The sequence below is a fragment of the Enterococcus sp. DIV1937 genome (genome assembly GCF_050535975.1).
In the GTDB taxonomy this organism is placed as follows: domain Bacteria; phylum Bacillota; class Bacilli; order Lactobacillales; family Enterococcaceae; genus Enterococcus; species Enterococcus faecalis.
Genome location: NZ_CP172909.1, coordinates 845001 through 866361, shown reverse-complemented (window position 1 = coordinate 866361; position 21361 = coordinate 845001). Strand labels below are relative to the sequence as shown.

19 protein-coding genes, 4 tRNA genes and 2 riboswitches (1 of these 25 running past the window's edge) are annotated in these 21361 nt (G+C 36.9%); of the genes, 7 read left to right on the top strand and 16 right to left on the bottom strand.

The annotated features are described in order from the left end of the window. Positions 1-8: 8 nt before the first annotated feature. From IGL13_RS04240 to IGL13_RS04225, 4 genes are read right to left on the bottom strand one after another with little or no spacing between them, the layout of a single operon-like run. Positions 9-1013, bottom strand: a complete 1005-nt coding sequence (locus IGL13_RS04240; RefSeq protein ID WP_002358146.1) for a LacI family DNA-binding transcriptional regulator — start codon at positions 1011-1013, stop codon at positions 9-11. 6 nt (positions 1014-1019) lie between these two features. Further along, positions 1020-2510, bottom strand: a complete 1491-nt coding sequence (gene galT, locus IGL13_RS04235) for a UDP-glucose--hexose-1-phosphate uridylyltransferase (RefSeq protein ID WP_002378166.1) — start codon at positions 2508-2510, stop codon at positions 1020-1022. Between the two features lie 14 nt (positions 2511-2524). Then, complete coding sequence (galE, locus tag IGL13_RS04230; RefSeq protein ID WP_002378165.1) at positions 2525-3514, bottom strand: UDP-glucose 4-epimerase GalE; 990 nt, start codon at positions 3512-3514, stop codon at positions 2525-2527. Between the two features lie 15 nt (positions 3515-3529). Next, positions 3530-4693 (bottom strand): galactokinase, encoded by a 1164-nt coding sequence (locus IGL13_RS04225; RefSeq protein ID WP_002386588.1) that lies wholly within the window; start codon positions 4691-4693, stop codon positions 3530-3532. A gap of 198 nt (positions 4694-4891) precedes the next feature. Between IGL13_RS04225 and galM the strand changes: the two genes are divergently transcribed. From galM to IGL13_RS04210, 3 genes are all read left to right on the top strand, one after another. After that, the gene (gene galM, locus IGL13_RS04220) at positions 4892-5950 is read left to right on the top strand and encodes a galactose-1-epimerase (protein WP_002401587.1); all 1059 of its coding nucleotides are present in this window, start codon (positions 4892-4894) and stop codon (positions 5948-5950) included. A gap of 130 nt (positions 5951-6080) precedes the next feature. After that, the gene (locus tag IGL13_RS04215) at positions 6081-6227 is read left to right on the top strand and encodes a hypothetical protein (protein WP_002384758.1); all 147 of its coding nucleotides are present in this window, start codon (positions 6081-6083) and stop codon (positions 6225-6227) included. Positions 6228-6347: 120 nt separating this feature from the next. Continuing rightward, entirely contained in the window at positions 6348-6986 is a 639-nt protein-coding gene (locus IGL13_RS04210; RefSeq protein WP_002365472.1) for a sugar O-acetyltransferase, read from the top strand. A gap of 45 nt (positions 6987-7031) precedes the next feature. Here IGL13_RS04210 and IGL13_RS04205 read toward each other — a convergent pair whose 3' ends face one another. From IGL13_RS04205 to IGL13_RS04185, 5 genes are all read right to left on the bottom strand, one after another. Beyond that, the gene (locus IGL13_RS04205; protein ID WP_002382065.1) at positions 7032-7463 is read right to left on the bottom strand and encodes a VOC family protein; all 432 of its coding nucleotides are present in this window, start codon (positions 7461-7463) and stop codon (positions 7032-7034) included. Between the two features lie 66 nt (positions 7464-7529). Next, complete coding sequence (locus tag IGL13_RS04200; RefSeq protein ID WP_002365470.1) at positions 7530-8009, bottom strand: GAF domain-containing protein; 480 nt, start codon at positions 8007-8009, stop codon at positions 7530-7532. 234 nt (positions 8010-8243) lie between these two features. Then, positions 8244-9461: an amidohydrolase gene (locus tag IGL13_RS04195; RefSeq protein WP_002378162.1), complete on the bottom strand. Its 1218-nt coding sequence runs from the start codon at positions 9459-9461 to the stop codon at positions 8244-8246. Then, positions 9458-10708, bottom strand: coding sequence for an amidohydrolase family protein (locus IGL13_RS04190; RefSeq protein ID WP_002378161.1), 1251 nt, complete (start codon positions 10706-10708; stop codon positions 9458-9460). Before IGL13_RS04190 ends, IGL13_RS04195 begins: the two co-directional genes overlap by 4 nt. Continuing rightward, positions 10709-12370 (bottom strand): peptide ABC transporter substrate-binding protein, encoded by a 1662-nt coding sequence (locus IGL13_RS04185; RefSeq protein ID WP_002378160.1) that lies wholly within the window; start codon positions 12368-12370, stop codon positions 10709-10711. A 380-nt stretch (positions 12371-12750) separates the two neighbouring features. On the opposite strand from IGL13_RS04185, the gene IGL13_RS04180 reads away from it, so the two are divergent. Beyond that, positions 12751-14421: a PucR family transcriptional regulator gene (locus IGL13_RS04180; RefSeq protein WP_002378159.1), complete on the top strand. Its 1671-nt coding sequence runs from the start codon at positions 12751-12753 to the stop codon at positions 14419-14421. 54 nt (positions 14422-14475) lie between these two features. Here IGL13_RS04180 and IGL13_RS04175 read toward each other — a convergent pair whose 3' ends face one another. The 3 genes from IGL13_RS04175 to IGL13_RS04165 form a co-directional block, all read right to left on the bottom strand. Next, on the bottom strand, positions 14476-14901 hold the full coding sequence (locus IGL13_RS04175; RefSeq protein ID WP_002358161.1) for a universal stress protein: 426 nt from the start codon (positions 14899-14901) through the stop codon (positions 14476-14478). Beyond that, entirely contained in the window at positions 14901-16499 is a 1599-nt protein-coding gene (locus IGL13_RS04170; RefSeq protein ID WP_002382010.1) for an Nramp family divalent metal transporter, read from the bottom strand. Before IGL13_RS04170 ends, IGL13_RS04175 begins: the two co-directional genes overlap by 1 nt. Positions 16500-16767: 268 nt before the next feature. After that, positions 16768-17283 (bottom strand): AAA family ATPase, encoded by a 516-nt coding sequence (locus IGL13_RS04165; protein ID WP_430604623.1) that lies wholly within the window; start codon positions 17281-17283, stop codon positions 16768-16770. A 314-nt stretch (positions 17284-17597) separates the two neighbouring features. After that, positions 17598-17765: riboswitch (M-box (ykoK) riboswitch) on the top strand. 44 nt (positions 17766-17809) lie between these two features. Between IGL13_RS04165 and IGL13_RS04160 the strand changes: the two genes are divergently transcribed. The 3 genes from IGL13_RS04160 to IGL13_RS04150 all read left to right on the top strand — a co-directional run bounded on the left by IGL13_RS04160 (position 17810) and on the right by IGL13_RS04150 (position 21005). Beyond that, positions 17810-19582: an ABC transporter permease subunit gene (locus IGL13_RS04160; RefSeq protein WP_002384764.1), complete on the top strand. Its 1773-nt coding sequence runs from the start codon at positions 17810-17812 to the stop codon at positions 19580-19582. A gap of 88 nt (positions 19583-19670) precedes the next feature. After that, complete coding sequence (locus tag IGL13_RS04155) at positions 19671-20450, top strand: ABC transporter ATP-binding protein (RefSeq protein ID WP_002360638.1); 780 nt, start codon at positions 19671-19673, stop codon at positions 20448-20450. A gap of 62 nt (positions 20451-20512) precedes the next feature. Further along, positions 20513-20680, top strand: a riboswitch (M-box (ykoK) riboswitch). A 64-nt stretch (positions 20681-20744) separates the two neighbouring features. Beyond that, positions 20745-21005 carry a hypothetical protein gene (locus tag IGL13_RS04150; protein WP_002401593.1) on the top strand — a complete coding sequence of 87 codons (261 nt, stop codon included), beginning with the start codon at positions 20745-20747 and terminating at the stop codon, positions 21003-21005. Between the two features lie 17 nt (positions 21006-21022). On the opposite strand, the gene IGL13_RS04145 is transcribed toward IGL13_RS04150, so the two are convergent. The 4 genes from IGL13_RS04145 to IGL13_RS04130 form a co-directional block, all read right to left on the bottom strand. Then, positions 21023-21106, bottom strand: a tRNA-Leu gene (locus tag IGL13_RS04145). Positions 21107-21119: 13 nt separating this feature from the next. Continuing rightward, positions 21120-21190, bottom strand: a tRNA-Cys gene (locus tag IGL13_RS04140). A 25-nt stretch (positions 21191-21215) separates the two neighbouring features. Next, positions 21216-21287, bottom strand: a tRNA-Gln gene (locus tag IGL13_RS04135). Between the two features lie 14 nt (positions 21288-21301). Further along, positions 21302-21361, bottom strand: a tRNA-His gene (locus IGL13_RS04130) (it continues 13 nt past the right edge of the window).

Sequence of the window (21361 nt, the reverse complement as noted above, 5' to 3'; positions counted from 1 at the left end):
TTTTGCTGTTATTTTGATGAATGTTTCGTTGAATCTCGCTGAATGAATTCCGTTCCGACAATAATTTTTCTAGGAACTGGGGGGGTATTCAAGCATAACTCTTTCATTGTCTCAACGGCTAGCTCACCCATCCATTCAGTATGAACTTTAACTGTTGTTAATGTTGGTGAAACATATTTTGCGACACTAATATCATTAAAACCAATGATAGAAATATCTTCTGGCACACGAATGGCTGCTTCTTGTAACGCCCGCATTGCACCAATCGCCAATGTATCACTTGCAGCGAAAAAAGCGGTTGGACGAGTGTCCGCTTCTTCAATAAAGTCTTTCATCGCTTGATAGCCTTCTTCAACAGAAAAAGCTGCTTCGACAACCCATTCTTGATGATAAAGGTCCAGATCTTTTAAGGTTTCTTTAAAAGCGACAAAACGTGGATCAACCAATGCCACGTGGGACTCTTTCGTATATTCTTGCCCAGAAAGCATACCAATTTTCTGATGCCCTTGCGCCAAAAATTCTTGCACAATTGTTTTAACACTTCCAGCAAAATCAACAACAATGGAGTTTTGGCCAAAAGCCATTGCATCAAAGTCTACAAATAGAAGAGGTGCGCCTAAGGCGGCTAAGGCCGCCACTTGCTTTTCATCAAATTTTCCTAGGGCAATTGTCCCATCAAATCTTTTTTGAGACAGGTTTGTCAGAGATTCTTTGACTAAAAGAAAACCCAATTCCTCTGCCCGCTTTTCAACACCTAAACGAATCGATAAATAGTAAATATCATCCAGTTCTTCTGGATCGCTGAACCATTGGACAAACCGAATTTTCTTTTTGCCTGCTTGTTTTTTTCTGGCTCGCTTTTTATAATTTAACGTTTCTGCTGTTTCAAATATTTTCTTCTTCGTTTCATCACTAACTGATAATGTTTCATCATAGTTCAAAACTCTCGAAACTGTCGCTGAAGAAACACCGACTTGCTCTGCTATATCTTTAATGGTTACGATGTTCCTCACCTCAAACTAATCATTTTCTATACATTGAATAAATCGTTCAAAAGCACGACGACCTTCTTCGTCACGTTTAAAGACGCCGGCATCTGTTAAAATTTGAACAAAAATTGTCCCAATTCCTTGTTGGATCACTTCTTTGACATTGGCTTCAGTGATGGTTTGCTGACTGAGTTCATCCGCCCAAGCTCGATGACTTTCAGCAATTTGATTGGGTTGCTTTAATAAATACTTTTCGACTTCTCTTAATTCTTGTGCCAGCCTTGGTGGCAAAATAGCTAGTCCCATTACTTCAATTAAGCCAATATTTTCTTGCTTAATATGTTGTACTTCTGGATGTGGATGAAAAATGCCATCTGGAAATTCCTCCGAAACATTATTATCTCGTAAAACTAAATCCAATTCAAATAATGACCCTTTGCGTCGAGCAATTGGCGTAATCGTATGATGCGGTGTGCCATCTTCTGAATAGGCCCGAACTGAGACTCGTTCATCAGAATAATTGCGCCATTTGGTCAAAATTAATTCGGCCGCCTCAACTAGTTCCTCTTGACGATCACTTTGAAGACGAATCACAGACATCGGCCATTTTAAAATACCCGCAGTTATCTCAGGATATTTTTTCAAAGAAAATCTTTTTTCCATTGGCGCTAAATCCATTGGAAATGTATGACGTCCTGCTTGGTAATGATCATGAGATAAAATAGAACCACCAACAATTGGCAAATCTGCATTAGAGCCCACAAAATATTCAGGGAATAACTCCGTAATTTTAAGGAGCCGCTGGAACGTTTTTTTCTCGATTTTCATTTCTCGATGTTGTTGGTCCAAGAAAATCGCATGCTCATTATAGTAAGCATATGGCGAATATTGAAAGCCCCAAGCTTCGTCCTCTAAATTTAGTCGGATAATCCGATGGTTTGTACGTGCTGGATAATTTACACGGCCATAATAGCCTTCATTCTCCATACATAACATACACGCTGGATATTTTTTTTGACTCATTTTCTTTTCAGCCAAAATTTTTCGAGCATCCTTTTCTGGCTTCGATAAGTTAATGGTAATTTCTAGTTTACCATAGGGTGAGTCCATTGGGAAAATAATATTTTTGGCGATTGCTTTCGTTTTAATGTAGTTATTCGTTTTACATAACTGATAAAAATAATCCGTTGCTTTTCGTGGAGACTCTTGATAATAATCCATAAACTTCTGATTAATGATGGTTGGGGTCGGCGTAATAAAATCCATTAACTCCGCTTCTAGTTGTTCTGCTTCCGTAATTGAGTCATCGGTTTGGTGATTGGCTTGTGCAATGTTTAAAAGATGTTCCACCACACGCAACGGTTCTTGCTCACAAGCAACCGCTTCTGGTTGTTCAAAAAAATCACAGCCAACTAGTTTGGCAATCCGATTCGTCAAATAATAGCGGTCTGTTTCCGTCCAATCGCCATTTTCTATGATTATCTCTACAAATGCAGCAATCCATTTACTACTTTCTTTCATCATCTGATGTTCTCCTATTCATTATAGCCTTGAGGATGTTTCACATGCCATTGCCAAGCGGTGGCGATAATATCCTTGACCTCAGTTACTTCTGGTTGCCAGCCTAAAACTCGTTTGGCTTTTTCACTAGAAGCAATTAACGTACTAGGATCCCCTGCTCGGCGTGGCGCGATTGTCGCAGGAATTTCTTGACCTGTCACTTCGCGTGCAGCATCTAACATTTCTTTAACAGAATAGCCGTTGTTGCTACCCAGGTTAAAGACGTCACTTTCGCCGCCATTTTTCAAATATTCTAAAGCCAAAATATGTGCTGCAATCAAGTCTTCAATATAAACATAATCTCGAATGCACGTGCCATCTGGTGTATCATAATCATCCCCAAAAATACTTAGCTCTGCTCGTTGGCCCAATGCCACTTGTAAAATAATTGGCACAATATGCGTTTCTGGCGTGTGATCCTCACCAATTGAGGCATCTTTTTTTGCTCCTGCAACATTAAAATAACGCAAAGCAACATATTTCATTCCATAAGCGTTGTCGCACCATTTCATGATTTTTTCCATCATTAATTTACTTTCCCCATACGGATTTTTAGGATTCGTTGGGGTTTCTTCTGTAATAGGCATTGCTTTTGGTTCGCCATAAGTGGCCGCTGTGGAAGAAAAAACAATGTGTTTCACTCCGAATTCTTGCATAACTTCCAAGGCAATTTGAGTGCCGTGAACATTGTTATTGAAATACATTAACGGTTGCTCCACGGATTCTCCTACCAAAGAATTGGCCGCAAAGTGCAACACCCCTTCAATTGATTCTTTTTCAAAGACACTACATAAAAAAGCTTTATCACGAATATCGCCTTCATAGAAAGTCGCTTGTTCATGAACTGCTGAACGATGCCCCGTTAATAAATTATCAACAACCACAACGGCATAGCCTTTTGAAATTAATTGATCAACGGCATGTGAGCCAATGTAGCCTGCGCCACCTAATACTAAAATAGACATTTAAAGCCTTCCTTTCTAAAATAACTTTCTGGCACCATCATCAATTGATGCAGGATAAAAATCAGCAGCATAGCCAATTTTATCTTGATAACTCTGGCCAACAGCTTCAATAAATGCATCTATATTTTGCTTTGGTACCAAAGCAATACTACAACCGCCAAACCCTGCACCAGTCATCCGTGCGCCCAAAACGCCTGGTTGTTCTTGCGCACAAGCCACTAAGGTATCTAACTCAATGCCAGTTACTTCGTAATCTTCTTTTAGCGAACGATGTGAGGCATTTAATAATAAGCCAAATTCTTCCAAATCCCCTTCAGTTAGCGCTTGTTTTGCCAATAAAGTTCGTTCATTTTCTGTGACGGCATGACGCGCTCGTTTAATCAACGCTGGATCTCCAATCAATGCTTGATATTGTTCAAATGTCTCGCTGTCTAATTCACCTAAAAATTCAATAGATAACTCTTTTTGAAGCAAACGAACGGCTTCTTCGCATTCTGCACGACGTTCATTATATTTTGAATCTGCTAATTCACGGCGTTTGTTAGTATTCATAATGACAATCGTATACTCACCTAATTTGGCGGGAACCATTTCATAGTGCATATTATTGGTATCTAGTAGAATAGCTTGATCTTTTTCTCCCATCCCTACGGCAAATTGGTCCATAATTCCTGAATTAACGCCAATAAATTCATTCTCCACTTTTTTACCGATTTGCACCAATTCAAGCATTGGACAGTGTAAGGCATATAAATCATTACAGATCGTTCCCATTAAAAGTTCAATAGAAGCAGAAGAAGACAAGCCAGCACCATTAGGAATCGTACCGTAGAAGAGCACATCTAAGCCAGAATCAATATTGTGTCCGCTTTCAATCAAGTAATTTAAAACGCCTTTAGGATAATTTGCCCAATCATCTGAATCTGAATAGGTTAAATCTTCTAATGAAAATTCGATGAGACCAACCTCTTTAAAATTATCAGAAAACATTCGAATTTTTTGGTCGTCTCTTTTTCTTGCCACGCCAAATGTCCCTAACGTAATAGCCGCCGGGAAAACATGACCGCCATTGTAATCTGTATGTTCACCAATCAAATTAATTCTTCCAGGGGCAAAATAACAGGCTGTCCCTTTCTCACCAAATATTTCTACAAATCGATTCATTAACAGTTCTTCCATCACTAATCGCTCCTTTCACTAGTAAACAAATTGTATAATATTTACTAAACTTTTGCAAATGTTTACTTAATATTTTCTTAATTGTCATTTCAATTGAAAACGTGTACAATACAATTAAATAAAGATCTATTTTCTTAGCATTTCTTTTCGACTATTTAAATAATCTAAAAAACAAAATTAAATTTACTAAATATTTACTTGAAGGAAGGATTGATTATTTTGACTATTTCAACTGAATCATTTGGACAAGGAATGCTTCTTTACACACTGACGAATAAAAATGGTGTGACTTTAAAAGCAACAGATTTTGGTGCGCGAATTGTTGCGCTCGACGTTCCTCTTACAAAAAATGAATCCCGATCACTCGTGCTAGGCTTTCCCTCAGCAGATGAATATTTGTCTAAAGACTTATATTTTGGTGCAACAATTGGTCGAACAGCTGGCCGAATTGCCGATGGCTCCTTTGAACTAGCGGGTAAAAAGTATCAAACGATGATTAATACTCCTACTCAAACAACACTTCACGGTGGCACACCTGGGTTTGAAAGTAAAAAATGGCACAGCGAAATCCAAGAGGCACAAGCGAATCCTTCTGTGAAATTTTGGCTAGAGAGTCCTGCTGGTGAAAATGGTTTTCCTGGAAATCTCACTGTTTCAGTCACGTATACATTGACTGAAGAAAATGAATGGCAAATTGAGTATCAGGCAACTACAGATGAACAAACACTTTTCAATCCAACCAATCATGTCTACTTTAATTTAACTGGAAATCCTACAATCCCCATTGATGCGCATGAGTTACAAATAAATGCCCAAAAGTTTGTCCCGCTTGATGAAAGAGTTTTACCGCTTGGAGAATTAGCTTCCGTCGACCAGACAGCTTTTGATTTACAAAAACCTAAAAAATTAGCTGAGGTTTTTTCAAGTACCGATGAACAAATTCAAAAGATGAACGGCTTCGATCACCCTTTCATCTTAACCAATCATGATTTAATTAACCCGGATGTTATCTTAAAAAGTCCTACTAAAGATATCACCTTAGAGATGTTCACTGATCAACCTTCAGTTGTTATTTTTTCAGCAAATTTTGCTGATAACGGTCCCGATATTCAAGGAAAAAAATTAGTCAATCACGGAGCGCTCACATTTGAAACCCAAGTCTGTCCTGGTGCTGAAAGATTTCCGTTGTTCGGTTCAATCATCCTCTCACCTGAACAGGAATTTCACTCAACGACCCGTTTCAAACTAATTTATTAAGTGAAAAGATGCTCTTAACCAAGCTTATCTTCGAACTAAAAAAGATAAGAATGGTTAAGAGCACTTCTATTATTTGACATTTTTAATCGCTCCATTTACACTATTTTCAATTAGAAAGGCGGTGATGTCTATGTATGCAATCAAATTTTTTCATGGCTATTTAACTGCAGATGGTAAACGTACGCGAGATAAATCAGGTTGTTTAGTTTACCACTCTGAAAAAGAAGCACAAAAATTAGCAGATAAAATTGGCGGGAGAGTTAAAAAAATTGGATAACCTTAGGTAAAGGATAGATAAGCAAGGCTATTTTGCTATCTATCCTTTTTTATTTTACATATTCCTCGACTTATTGTATTGATTTGATACAATAGAGAAAAAGCCTAAAGGAGCGCTTACATGAAACAAAATGACTTTGATTATATGCAAATGTTAAAAGGTGAATTATATTACGCCCCCACCATTTTACCCGAAAATAAATCAACAAAAGGCAAGGTGTTAGCTCAAAAAATCAATCAACTTCCTATCGATAACGTGAAAGAAATTGTGGCCCTAGAAAAAGAATTATTAGGAAAAACTGGCAATGAGTTATATATCACCCCACCCCTCTATGTAGATTACGGTCGCCATATTGAGGTAGGAGAAAATTTTTATGCAAATATGGATTGCATTTTTTTAGATGTAAACAAAATCATCTTCGGTGATAATGTCATGGTTGGCCCTCGTGCTAGTTTTTATACTGCCGGCCATCCAATTGATCCAACGATTCGAACTGCAGAATTAGAATTCGGTACGCCAATTATTGTTGAAGATAACGTGTGGATTGGCGGAAGTGCCACCATTTTACCTGGCGTTACAATTGGAAAAAATGCTATTGTCGCTGCTGGTGCTGTGGTTACAAAAGACGTTCCTGCCAACACGATTGTTGGGGGTAATCCAGCAAAAGTCATTCGCAAAATTGATGAAAACGATCAGCAATTTTGGACAGAAAAGCAACGGCAGTATCAAATCGCTAAGAAGCAATTCTTTCATGAATAAAAAATCCCCAATCCAATGAAAATAACGGATTGGGGATTTTTTATTTTAATCTTCTTCATAATAATTAAACATCCAATGGATGCCAAACTGATCTTTTAGGGAACCATACTTTTTGGACCAAAAAGTTTCAGATAATGGCATTGTAACAGTGCCACCTTCAGATAATCGTTTAAATAAGCGATCAATTTTTTCATCATCATCTGTGCTAACCACGAGCGAAAGGTTATTTCCTTCCGTAACTTCAAAACCAAACATATCAGGAACATCTGAAATCATTACATAGGTTCCTTCAATAATGATACTTGCGTTCATCACTAAATCCTTTATCTCGTCGTTTATAGGATGCTCAGGATCCTCAGGTGCTTCGCCAAAAGTCATTAAATTTTGACATTTTGTATCAAAAACATCTTCATAGAACGCAATTGCTTCTTTTGCTTCACCTTTAAAATTTATATACAGCTCTAACAAATGACTCACCTTCTTTCATGATCAAATTTTATACTTTATTTTCTCATGATTTGTCAGAAAGCAAAAATAGTCTGCTTAAAAATCTGATTTTTCTAGTAACAAGGTAACAAATTTTTCCAAATACAGTTGGTCAACCGCATCATAGCTATTTGTTACACCACTATCAATATCTAAAACACCGACCAATTGATGATTTTTTACCATCGGTACAACGATTTCAGACATCGCAGCTGAGTCACAAGAAATATAATTGGCGTGTGTCTTCACGTTATCAACAATCAATGTAGCTTGTTTTTCCGCGGACTCACCACAGACACCTTTGCCCATTTTAATTCTGGTACAAGAGACTTTCCCTTGAAAAGGACCCAAAACTAATTCTTCATTTTTATATAAATAATACCCAGCAAAAACAGTGTCTGGTAACGTTTGCGCAAGTAACGCAGACGAGTTTGCTAAATTTGCAATAGCATCCGTTTCTATTTCTAACAAACCGCTCAATTGTTGTAAGCACAATTCGTAGGCTGCTTTTTTGTTTTCTCTCGTTTGTTCAGTCATGCTTGGTTCATCTCCTTCATTTTGTCTTATTATAAAGGAAGATACGCAAAAGTGCTATGTTAAAGTGAGTCAAACAAACTTGAAAAGCTGATCCACGTTGTGAGCAGAAGCACTTTATAAGGATTAAACTGTGACGAGTAACCGCTGGACTGACACTATGCGTTTCTCAGAGCTGAACCCTGTTTCCTCTGTTTGGCTTTTTAGCATTCTATTTCTACCTAATTTTAAAGCAAGTTAAACCCATTGTCCTTTCAACATAATCTTGCGTTTCTGCGGTTTTCTAGCAATCACTTCTGCTGTAGAAGCTGCTTCTGTAAAGATAAAGTTTGCTTCGTCGCCTTCTGTAAACCAAAGACGTTCTTCTTCAAATGAAAAAGGTGCTTCTTTGCCGCAGCCATGGACGTAAGCTTGAGTAAGTTGCTCTTCTGTAATCTTTCCTGTCATTTCACAAAAATTACGTAATTTTTCAAATAAATCACCTGAAACATTAGAACTCCAAGAGTCAAAAAAGCCATCACTACCTAAATGAACCGATACACCAGTTTGGCGTAACACATCAATTGGTGGCAATAAATAACGAGGATCATAGGGAATTGTAGACATAATCGCCGTTTGATGCGTTGCCAAGCGTTGGTATAGTTTTTCTTTTTCTGCTGGTCGTACATCTAGCAGCGCAAAGGCGTGACTGATAGCGGTTCGCTGAGTAAATTTTCGTTCTTCCAAAATGTCTAAAAATTTATCAATTGTATAAACACCCACTTCCCCCGTATCATGCAAGTGAATATCGATTCCTACTTGAAATTCTTCTGCCAGATCGAAAATAGTTTCTAAAGATTCTTCAATTGCATAATCAATGCCTGCAGGATCTAAACCGCCAACCATTGTTCCACCATTTTTTAGGGCTTCTCTCATGAGTAAAACCGTTTGGGGATTTTTTAATAATCCATGCTGTGGAAAGACAACAATATCATAATCAATCACATGCGCATATTTTTCTAAGGCTCTTTTGACGCCCCAGAAGTTTTCTAGTTCTACATAAGGATCAATGTTGACATGTGTCCGAATATAAGAGGCTCCATAACCAATCAATTTTTCAATCATGGCCGTCGCTCGTTGTTCTGTTGACGGCGCTAACAATTTAAGTTCACTGGCTTCGTCTGCTAAACGCTCTTTTAAATTCTTAACAGGTTGGCTAGCACGCCAGCCTAATGAAAGGTAGGTTTTATCTAAGTGATTATGGCTCTCTTGAAAAGCGGGAATAGCCAGTTGTCCGTTTAAATCAGTGCCTTGTTGCTTTTCAGTGACTTGATTTTGCGGAATAATCGCTTGGATTTTGCCTTCTTGAATCGCTAAAGTATAGCGTGCGGTTTTAGTATACGTTAATTCGTGGTGGTCTTTAGCAAAACCAGTTTCTAAACGAACATTATTCAAATAAACAATGGATGCTGTCATTCTCTTTCCCCCTTTTGAACGGCTTCAACCAGTTGTCCTTTTAGTATCAGTTGTTGGATTGGCTGTTGGCGTGCAATCACGTGAGCAGTGCTCTCAGCATTAAATAGTAGGAAATCTGCAGAATCGCCGACGTTAGGCCAAACTCGCTGCCCGTTAGGATCAAGAGGCGTTACAAAATTACTCGCTAAGCCCCATAAACGATTCAAGCGATACTCATCGCTAATTTTAAATCTTTGAGCGGCTGTATTTAATTTTTCTATTGTATTGCCACTGCCAAAAGGCGACCAATGATCCGTCAAACTGTCATGAGCCACAGAGATCTTAACACCTTGTTCAACCAAGGTTGGAATCGGCATGGTGGGCATTCCAATTGGTACAGTCGAAGTCAAATCAATACCTGTTTCGATGAATTTTTGCGCAATGTCTCTAATTGCTGCTTCTTCTAAGCCCCCTAAGGCTAAAGCATGACTTAAAGTGACTTCTCCAAACATCTTTGCTTGTTCTGTATAATCAACAAATTTATTAAATTCATAAAGTCCCAAAGTATCACGGGCGTGTAAATGAACATCAATTTTTTTATTAAATGTGGTAGCTAATTCAAATATTTTTGCGATTGAATGATCCACATGACGATCCACAAGGGCTGGATCAACGCCGCCGACATGAGTTGCCCCCATGCGTAAGGCTTCGCGCATCAAAGGTTCGACTTGTGAGCGGAGTAATCCGTGTTGAGGAAAAGCCACAATTTCATGAGTAATGTATTGTTCATATCGACTAAATGCTTCTTTAGTGATTTCAATATGTTTCGTTCCAATAGATGGATCTACATTACAATGACTGCGAATATGATAATGGCCTTGTTGAATATACTGCTCAATAACTTGGCAAGCACGTTCTAAACTAGTTGGTAATTGTTCAGGTAACAGCCAAGTTTCTTCTTCAATACGTGTTAAAATTCCTTTCGTTAGTGGACGACAGGCCTTCCAAGGTCCCCCAAAATACGTTTTATCAATATGAATATGCATTTCTCTTAGAGCAGGTAAAACGAGTTGCTGATTCACATCGATAACTGTTTCGTTCTCTAAAGGCCTTAACTGCGGTGCGACCGCAGTACAGACCTCGTTTTCAATTCGAATATCATAGCTAGCTGTTTCTGTCGCAACAATTCGCTGATTCACAGTAGAAAATCCTGTTTCTAATTTACAGTTTTTTAAAAGCATGACAAACCCCTTCCTACCTTCATTCAATTAGTTAACATAAGCCCATTTTAAACTGTACGTAGGTCCAAATGAATGCCAATACAGATCCTTGATTTTTTGATTAGCTAATACAGAAATGCTTCGATTGTAGATTGGTGCTAAAACCGTTTCCTGATTCACCAAAATATCTTGTGCTTGAGCAAAGTCATTTAAACGAGCCTCTTGATCAGCCGCATGTGTTGTTCTAGTCTCTTGGATTAATTGATCATACGTATCACTCTTGAACGTTACGCCGCCCAAGGTACTATCCGAAGTAAAGATGCGCATAACTGTTAATGGATCACGATAATCGGTTCCCCAACCAGATAATTCTAAATCATAGTCTCTCGTTTGATCACGATCAACACGAATAGTAAAAGGAACTTGAGTAACATTCACTTCTAATCCATCTAGATTTTCTTCCAATTGAAATTGGAAAAACTCAGCAGCTTTTTTGGCGCTGTCTGTATCATCTGTTAAAAATTCTAATTTGATTTTATCCAGCCCAATTTCTTTTTTCCCTTTTTCCCAGAATTCTTTTGCTTTCGCTGTATCGTAGGTTAAGTAGCTATTTTTCTTAGCAGCTAGTTTTGTGAAATCTGTTCCATCTGGCGCAATCGTTTGCCCTGGCGGAATTACTTGATCTGTAGCCGTGGATTGATCTTGCAAGACTTCTTTTACAAAACTTTCTTTATCAAAAGCTTGTGCCAACGCTTTACGAATATTGTTGTTCGCTAAAGCCGGATTTTCTTTTCCATCACGAACACTGTTCATTTTTAAAAAGTATGTGACGAATTGAGGAATTGAAAGAAAGGCTGGATTATCAACATAACCAGGTATAAATTCACCACTTAGCTTATTCACTACATCCAATTCATTCGAGTCAAACAAATTCACCGCTGTCGTTGGGCTCTTAATTACTGAAACTTTCGCTTCTGTTAATTTAACTCTTTCAGCATCCCAATACGTATCATTTTTTTCGTAGGTCCAGTCATCGGAAGAGGCATTATCCCATTCTTTCAATTTAAAAGGACCATTATAAATCAAATGTTCTGCATCAGTGGCATATTTATCCCCTTGTTCTTTGATATATTTTTCATTTTGTGGAAACAAAACAGGAAACGAAAGTAATGATTTCAAATAAGGGGTGGGCCGCTCTAAAGTTATTTCTAACGTTTTATCATCTAGCGCCTTAACCCCAAGAGTATTCACATCTGCGCCTTCTAAAGCAATTTCCTTAGCATTTTTAATGACATCAAAAAATAACGCTTGATGAATCGACCCTGATTTAGGGGAAGCAACTTGTTGCCATGCATAAACAAAGTCATTTGCTGTTACTGGATCATCATTCGACCATTTGGCATCTTCTCTAATCTTAAATGTATAAACGGTTTCATCTTCAGAAATCGCTGGTTCTTCGGCAGCGACCCCCAACTCTAATTCATCTTCTTTACCTAAAACATAGAGTCCTTCATAAACTTGATTCATGACTAAAGTCGAGGTCGTATCCCCCGCTGTGTGTGGTTCCATTGTCGAAATAGCCGCTTCAGAACTAATTGCAATTTTTTGTTCCGCTACTTTGTTACTATCAGCCGAGTTTCCCGTTCCCGCCTGACAAGCCGTTAAAGCTAAAAGCAAACCGACGCATCCTAACATTTTTAATTTCTTCATACCGATCCCTCCATTTTACAAACTATAACCTTCAAAGTTACCAGAATTTTCTGATAAAATATAGAAAAAGAAGCATATCTGATAAGAGTCTCAAAAAACTTACAGATTATAGAAATACTTGAGAAATTTAAAGTAGCTGAAACAATAGTAAAAGCATTAAAAATTAAGTATACTATTGCTATATCTTTAAACGATGCGTTTCTATAGGTTGTAAGCGCTGATTGTTCTTATTTGGTCACTTGTGACTACCAATCACGTGATGACTTGGAACTTTTTTCTATTAGTATAAGGATACCTTATTTTCCCTAAAATAGTTTTGTAACATCTTACAATAAATACACTTAATTTTTAGATAATTCATATAAAAGGAGGCCTTGCTAATGATGACGGTCAATGATCTACTCCATGCAGAAGAACTAGCTGGTTTAACCTTATTGACACACGAGACCAATTTAGATGCGCCAATTCTACAAGCAAATATTTTAGAAAATCCTGATGCTTTTGACTGGTTAACGCCAGGAGAAATTTTATTAACTACCGGCTATATTTTCAAAGATCAGCCTTGCTTGCAAAAACGTCTTATTCAAGAACTAGCAAATATGAACTGCGCTGCTCTAGGCTTTAAAGTCCAACGTTATTTCAATGAAGTTCCACAAGAGATGATCCAATTAGCGAATGACGTCGGATTACCAATTCTCTCAATCCCTTATAATTACAACTTTTCTCAAATTATTTCATTGGTCAATCGCCGAGTCAATCAACCTGACGAAACGATTAGCCAACATTCTGTTCATATGCATAATAAATTTTATACAATTATCAAAGCTGGCGGAAAAAGTACCCAATTACTGGAAGTATTAAGTGCCGCGATTCAAGCGCCTGTAATGCTTTTAGACGAGCGTTTTCAGATTATGAATCATTTTGATTTACCTGATGCGCCAACAAGAATCACCAGTATTTTAAACAACGCGACTCTCAAAAAACAGTTTGAGACAGCTTTAAAAGCCCAGAACAATGAGCTCCTATTATTTTATAAAGAACCATTGACTGTTGAATTTTCCTTAGCGAACCATCAGTTATCTTTGCGAATTTTACCCATCAAAAAGAAAAATCTCAGCTTATCTTACTTAGTGATTTGGCAAACTACCAAAAAATTACAGACGATTGATTTATTATCTGTGGAGGTCTGTGCTCACTACCTTTTACCACAACTTCAATTAGAATCTTCGGAAAATTTAACAACGAGGCAAAAGATCGGGGCGCTGTTTCAAGACCTTATCCAAGAAAAAAATACCAATCCTCAAGCTTGGCAAGAATTTAGTAATTATCTGCAATTAAATGAAAAAGACACATTTAGTCTCTTGCTTGTAGCCATTGAACAATTGGAACAACTGTTTAATCCGACTATTCAAATGAATAGCATTGGCCATCAATTGAATCATATTTTAGAAGGATATCGACAAAAAATTACTGCCTTTCCTACACAAACTGGCTTTATTTTATTACTAGAAAATCCAGCACAAGAGGAAGCCACCTACCTTGCACAAACCACTCATCTTGCCAAGAATTTACTAGAGCAACTAATGAAACTGAATCCAAAATTATCATTTAAATTAGCGATTGGGCCAACTGTCAAAAAAATCACCAATCTGTGTGATTCTTATAAATTAGCACAAGAAACATTCCACTTAGCACAAGCAAGTCAAGAATTACAACAACGAACTATTTTGAATTATGACGACCTCTTTTTTTATCGTTTAATGATCGAAACCCTGACCAAACAAGCCAAACAAAAAATATATCAACGATTGATTGAACCATTAGAAAAAGAAGATCAAAAACATGAAAGTTCCCTACTAGAAACCATCAATACCTACTTTCAGTCGAATAAAAATATTTCGTTGACTGCCACAAATATGTATGTACATCGTAATACAATTATTTACCGCTTAAAAAAAATAGAAGAGATTCTTCACTTAACTTTAGAATTTCCTGATAGTTCGCTACAACTAAGTTTGGCTGTTTATTTATATAAACAAAAATTACTATAAAAAGGCCACCACGAATAGTAAATCGTGGCGGCTTTTTTAACTGTTTCAATTTTGTTAGCGAATAATCATTACAGAAATTGGGGCATATCGAGCCATATAAGCTGCTTGGCTACCAAAAAAGCTTTTTAATTTGCTAGTTGACTTGGAGCCAATAATTAACAAATCTGGTTTATTCAAAGGAATAAGCTTATTAATAATTAATTCTCCTGGGTTCCCTTCATTGACAATTACACTTACTTTATCGATGCCATTCGCTAACGCTTCTTGTTGATATTTTTCCGTTTGTTTCTCTAATTTCGCCAACTGTTCTTGCCAATAATTTTTATCTAACGATTGGTAAACATTAATCTCTTTCTCTTCTAAAATCGAAACAATAACCAATTCAGCTTGTTCTTCTTTTGCTTTTTGGATAGCATAATGAAATGCTTTTAACGCATCTGGCGACTCTTCAACACCAACCATAATTTTTGAAAATTTCATTATTTAACCTCCTCTACTTGTTGCTCCATAGCTGCAAGCTGCTGTGCATATCGTTTATCGCCTTTATATAATTCCACAACCGTCCAAACTAACAAGAGGATGACGAGTGCTATGATGACATAGGCAATATTATCGGCTAACGTAATTTGACTCGCTGTCGGATTATCACCGAAAAATCCTTCAATTTGATCAGGTAAGCCTTTCATATTGAGGTAAATTAAGCCAATGACAGAAACCCAGCCTAACAATTTAATTAACCACGAGTTTTTAAAATGTTCACCCATTTCAACACGGCTATCTGTAAACATCAGTAAAGGCAACATCGAAAATGGCAAAGCAAATGCTAGAAAAACTTGTGAATTGTTCATTAAATTATTAATCGCAATATGCTCCTCCACTGTACTTTTTCCGCTGGTCATTAAAACACAGATTAAGACAGGAATAACAGATAACAAACGTGTGACCATCCGACGTAACCAAATTGGTACGCGCATATGAATAAACCCTTCCATAATGATTTGACCAGTTAAGGTTCCTGTAATTGTTGAATTTTGTCCTGATGCCAATAAGGCTACCGCAAATAAAATTGATAAAATTCCAGAACCTGCAATATGCGCTAAAATAGAATTACTCATAACCGCTGGATTTGATAAAGCATCAAACAAACCAAAGAATGAAGGATCTTTGACACTGCCGGATTTAAAAACGGCCACACCCATAATCAATAACAAAGAGTTAACAAAAAATGCCATCGTTAATTGAATATTAGAATCCCAAGTTGAAAAGCGTAAAGCGCGTTGAATATCAGTTTTATCTTTACGATCAATTTTACGACTTTGTACAACAGAAGAATGCAAATACAAATTATGAGGCATCACTGTTGCACCAATAATCCCCAATGCACCTGTCAGTGGCGTTTGCCCATTCACCGCATGTGATGTAGAAAAAGCTTCTGCGCTAGGAACCAGCCCTTTAATTACATCTCCCCATACTGGATTTGACAATGCCACTTGATAAGCAAAAATCACAAAAATAACAACAATTAAAGCAACAACAATAGCTTCAATTTTTCTAAAACCAATTTTTGTCAATAACAACAAAAGTAAAACATCAAATACCGTAATGAAGACAGCCAGACCTAAAGGAATATGAAATAATAAATATAAGGCAATTGCGCCCCCGATAACTTCAGCGATATCTGTAGCCATAATTGCTAACTCTGTTAAAATCCATAATACAATACCTAACGTCTTACTAGTTCTAGCACGAATCGCTTGTGCTAAATCCATCTGTGAAACAATGCCTAATTTAGCAGCCATATATTGGAGCAACATTGCAATCAAACTGGAAATTAAAATAATCGACATCAATAAATATTGAAAATTTTGTCCCCCAGTAATTGAAGTAGACCAGTTTCCTGGATCCATATACCCCACTGCTACCAATGCTCCTGGACCTGAGTAAGCAAATAACGTTTTCCAAAAACTCATATTTTTAGGCACGTCGATGGTGCCATTAATTTCTTCAAGCGAAGGACCATTTGCATATTCAATCAAATGATGTCTTTGCTTTGGTTCATGTTCTTCTGAATTTTTCAATTCAATTCCTTCTTTCGTTTTGCAATAATTTTAAAAGGCCCTTCCCGTTAGAAGGTTTACCTCTAATATATTTTAGGTACACCTAAAATATACTGCTAAAAATAACAAAATGCAAGACTTGAAAGAAAATTTTGACAGTGTAAAAATAGGTTGTCGTAAATGTGCGATCTTAAAGTTTGAAGAAATCAGGGTAGCTGGTAGTTGATTATCTTAAGAAGTAGAAAATAAGGGACCTAAGTCATTTCGGCTTAGGTCCCTTATTTTATTTTTATTCGGTTATTCTATTAAGAATGGATGCTACAATTTCTGTCGTGTCAGCTGAATGATTTCTAAAAATCTCGGTAAACTTAATCTGACGAAAACCTTCAAGTACTTCGGGCAACTTATTTTTCCCCCATTCAAAAGTTCCATCATTTCTTTTCAATAATCTTTGTAAAATTTCTTCTTTCTCGACCGCTAACAAAAAATGACAAACGTTAATGCCTGCTCGTCTCAAATAACCAATCAGCTCTTCTTCATATTCTTTTTTATAAAGGGTCATTGGAACAATAATCGGCCGTCCAGACTCTTTGGACATTCGTTTTAATAAATGAGCATTCCAGCAACGCCATTCCTGATACTCTTGAAAATCATTTTCTTTCATTTCTTCGGGAGCTAGCTCCATCAATGCACTACCAATAATTTCTGGATCATAAATGATTGCGTTGGGAAGTTTTTGTTGTAACTCATGTGCAATGGTCGTTTTTCCGGCTCCAAACGCACCGTTTAACCAAATAATCATCATAATTTCCTTTCTTCTGAACAAATTTCTTTGTTGTTTAATTTAGGTGCTAGATTACTTTTAATTTTTTTAGCCATTCACTTATAGTTACTACTTACATCTTTAACAGTAAACGAGACAAACTAAAAATACAACATCCTACGCTATTAACCTCGGGTTATATAACATACTCATCTGATAATTTCTCCCTAAAAAAACAGAATGTGGGCAATCTTTTTAAGAATCATTGAATAGAATAACAACAAACAGTAATTCAGGTATAACCAGCTAGAAATTGTTTTATTTTTAGTCACGAGTATGATAAGCATGTAAATCAAATAGAATCATATTAGGTGAGGTTACTCTGAAGAACACAGGTTATCGCTCGGAAATGTCGAGAGACAGTAACGAGTAAAGCAGGGATTGTCGAATTAAGGCTTTCCTAAGATAACTAGAATTTTTTTCTTACGTCTCAGAAAGCCAAAGCTCAATTATTGTGATTACCCTATAATCTTCTTCTTTTATTCGGCGACCTCTTTAATATGATTAATTGGAGGTTTTTAAATTGAAAGCTGTCACTGCATCATCTAAGAAAAATACCCTACTTGCTAAAAGTATCGGGAATCTTACCTTGCTCATCATTTTAGGCATTTTCATTTTTATCATCGTCTTCTCTTGGCTAAAAATGAATCGCCCTCTCCACACCCTTCCCTCAGAAGAATTCCTCGCAACACCAAGTAAAACAGATGATTTCTTATCTCCATCAAATCTTTTTTACTTTTCAATTCGAACCATGTTTCGAATGATTGTGGGTATGGCTTGGTCCTTCCTGTTTTCCTTTGTTTTTGGTATTTTAGCCGTAAAATATAAAACGGCAAGAAGAGTCATTTTACCATTAGTTAATTTCCTTGAATCTGTTCCATTGCTAGGTTTTTTGACCTTTACAACTGCTTGGTTACTTGGTTTATTTCCAGGAAATGTGATGGGCGCAGAAGCGGTTGCTATTTTTGCCATCTTCACAGGTCAAGCTTGGAACATCATGTTGACTCTTTATCAAATAATGGAAGTTATTCCTTCAGATCTAGTCAATGTGACCGATCAGTTCAAGTACAATGCTTGGGAAAAATTTTGGCGGCTTGAATTTGTTTACTCAATTCCTGGCTTACTTTGGAACGTTATTATTTCTCAAACTGCGGCTTGGTTTGCCTTGGTGGCCAGCGAGCAAGCTTCTGTTGCCTTTCCTAAAGAAACCAACCTTTATTTACCAGGAATTGGTTCTTATATCCAAGTAGCATTAAATCGAGCCGACTTTAAATCCTGTTTATGGGCTGTTTTTGCCTTATTAATCAATGTGGTGATTTTAAACTTTTTAGTTTTTCAACCTTTAGTTCGAGCCACTTATTATTTTAAATATGAAACAGATGTCGAAAGTACGACGCCACCTAAATCCATCATTTATCATTTATTAAAAAAAGCAACTTTAACGAAATACTTTTCAAAAGCTTTTGTGAAATTCAGTCATTTTTGGATTTACGATTTACCAAAAGTTTGGTACTTTTTCAAGCTAGACTATCTCTATCGATTACTAGCAAAATTACGCCATTTCTTCAAAACATTATGGTATGTCAGCTTAACCATTATTGGGGTTTATTGTTCTATTAAGCTCTATCATTTCTTGCCCCATCAAGATTTCAGCATGATTCCTAGATTAACCCTTTATACTACACTACGGGTTACCTTGGCCATGGTCGTTGCTGGCATTATCTTTACTCCCTTAGCAATTTGGGTTGCGAATGATAATCGGCGCTTAAGTATCGTTCAACCGATTGGACAAATTTTAGGCTCCATTCCGTCAAATGTTTATACTCCATTCATTGTGTTGATTATTAGTATGGGCTTCAACAAATTAGAATGGTGGATTTTACCACTCATCATGGTTGGTTGCCAATGGTATTTTTTCTTTAATGTAATTGCTGGCTACTTAGCCATCCCTGATGATATTCGTGACGTAACCAAACTTTTTAAATTATCTAAATGGCAATGGTGGACAAAATTTTTGATCCCTTCTATTTTACCTTACCTCATTACAGCAATTATTAACGCTGCTGGTGCTGCTTGGAACGCTGATATCGCAGCAGAAAGCATTCAATGGGGCAAAAAATCAATAGATGTTACTGGCCTAGGACAATATATTGCGGCAAACGATGGCGTAAAAGATAAATCTGCCTTAGGAACCTTAGCGATGTGTTTCGTTGTTGGTTTATGTATCGCCTTTGTTTGGCAACCTTTATATCGAGCAGCAAAACAAAAATTTCACTATTAATAGCTGGACGACTCAACTCGACTAAATTTTTAAGATAAACTAGAGAGGAGAACGATAGGTGATTTCCCTTTACCTATCTAATAAGACGATGGAAAATAAAGAATTATTAAGCATAAAATCAGTATATAAAGAATTTGAAATTGAAGGACATTCAGAACATTTAAAAGTCCTTGAAAATATTGATTTAACAGTTAAAACGAATGAATTTTTAAGTATTATCGGACAATCAGGAACAGGAAAATCAACGTTGCTCAGAAGTATTGCTGGACTTCTTCGTACAACTAGAGGTGAAATTACTTTTGAAGATAAAATCATTAATGAGCCTGATGCCAATATCGGCATGGTTTTTCAACATTTTGCCCTTTTTCCTTGGTTGACAGTTGAAAAAAATATCAGCTTTGGCTTAGAAAACCGTAAAGAAATTTCTCGCGAACAAATAAATAAAAGAGTCAGTAATCTCATTGAAATGATTGGTTTAACTGGTTTTGAAAAAGCTTATCCCAGAGAGTTATCTGGTGGAATGAAACAGCGTGTAGGCTTTGCTCGTGCTTTAGCCATCGAACCTAGCTTATTGCTCTTAGACGAACCTTTTTCAGCTTTAGATATCATTACAGCCAGCCAATTATCTAACGATTTATTAGAAATTTGGCTAAACAATCAAATTGCGACTAAATCAATTGTGATGATCACGCATGATGTTCAACAAGCAGTTCAACTTTCTGATCGGGTTGTATTAATGGATGCAAATCCTGGTCGTATTGCCAAAATTTACTCAATCGATATCCCCAGAAATCAACGTTCGCCAAAAACAACCATTGATATTGTAGAACAAATAACAGAAGAAATGGTTCGTCGCATTCATTTGTAAATAGAACTGTTTTGACTTCTGCTTATGTCTTGACAAAGAGTTACTTAAAAGACTATTATTTCTTTGTAATAAGTTAGGTGAGGCTCCTATACAAACATAGGCTATTGCTCAGAAATGTCGAGAGACACCAATGAGTAGAACAAGACTGGTCGAGGAGAAGGCTTTTCTCAAAATAGCTAAGAGTGATCTTTACGTTGTATAGTGCTAAAGCTCAACGTTCATGTTGATGTATCTTTTTAGTCTCTAGTTAATCAGTTAAGTACTTTTATTTAAAATTAAGAGAGGAGTGAAAGTATGACTACTATGTTAGCAATCATTGGAACTGTTGCAATCATCACAGTTCAAGTTATTGAATATAATATGACAGAAATTCATATTCCTACTGCAGGAACATTTAATGACGACGATGCAGAACCCCCACATTCTTCTGTAACCCTTGTATTTATTCGCACTATACTTATCACTCTCTCACTTAACTTTCCATCTCATTTTTTTGAGATGGTTTTTTTATGTATTCGAGAAAATAATAAACAAAAAAGACTGTTAAATCATTGATTTAACAGTCTTTAGTATACCGGCGGCCGGGGTCGAACCGGCACTCCCGTGAAGGAACTGGATTTTGAGTCCAGCGCGTCTGCCAATTCCGCCACGCCGGCAAGATATTTTGGAAGGCGGTAACCGGATTTGAACCGGTGATGAAGGTTTTGCAGACCTCTGCCTTACCACTTGGCTATACCGCCATATTCCATTTTTGTTACAAAAAAACTGGGGTAGCTGGATTCGAACCAACGCATGACGGAGTCAAAGTCCGTTGCCTTACCGCTTGGCTATACCCCAATAAAATTACAAAGGGCGACCGATGGGAATCGAACCCACGAATGCCAGAGCCACAATCTGGTGTGTTAACCACT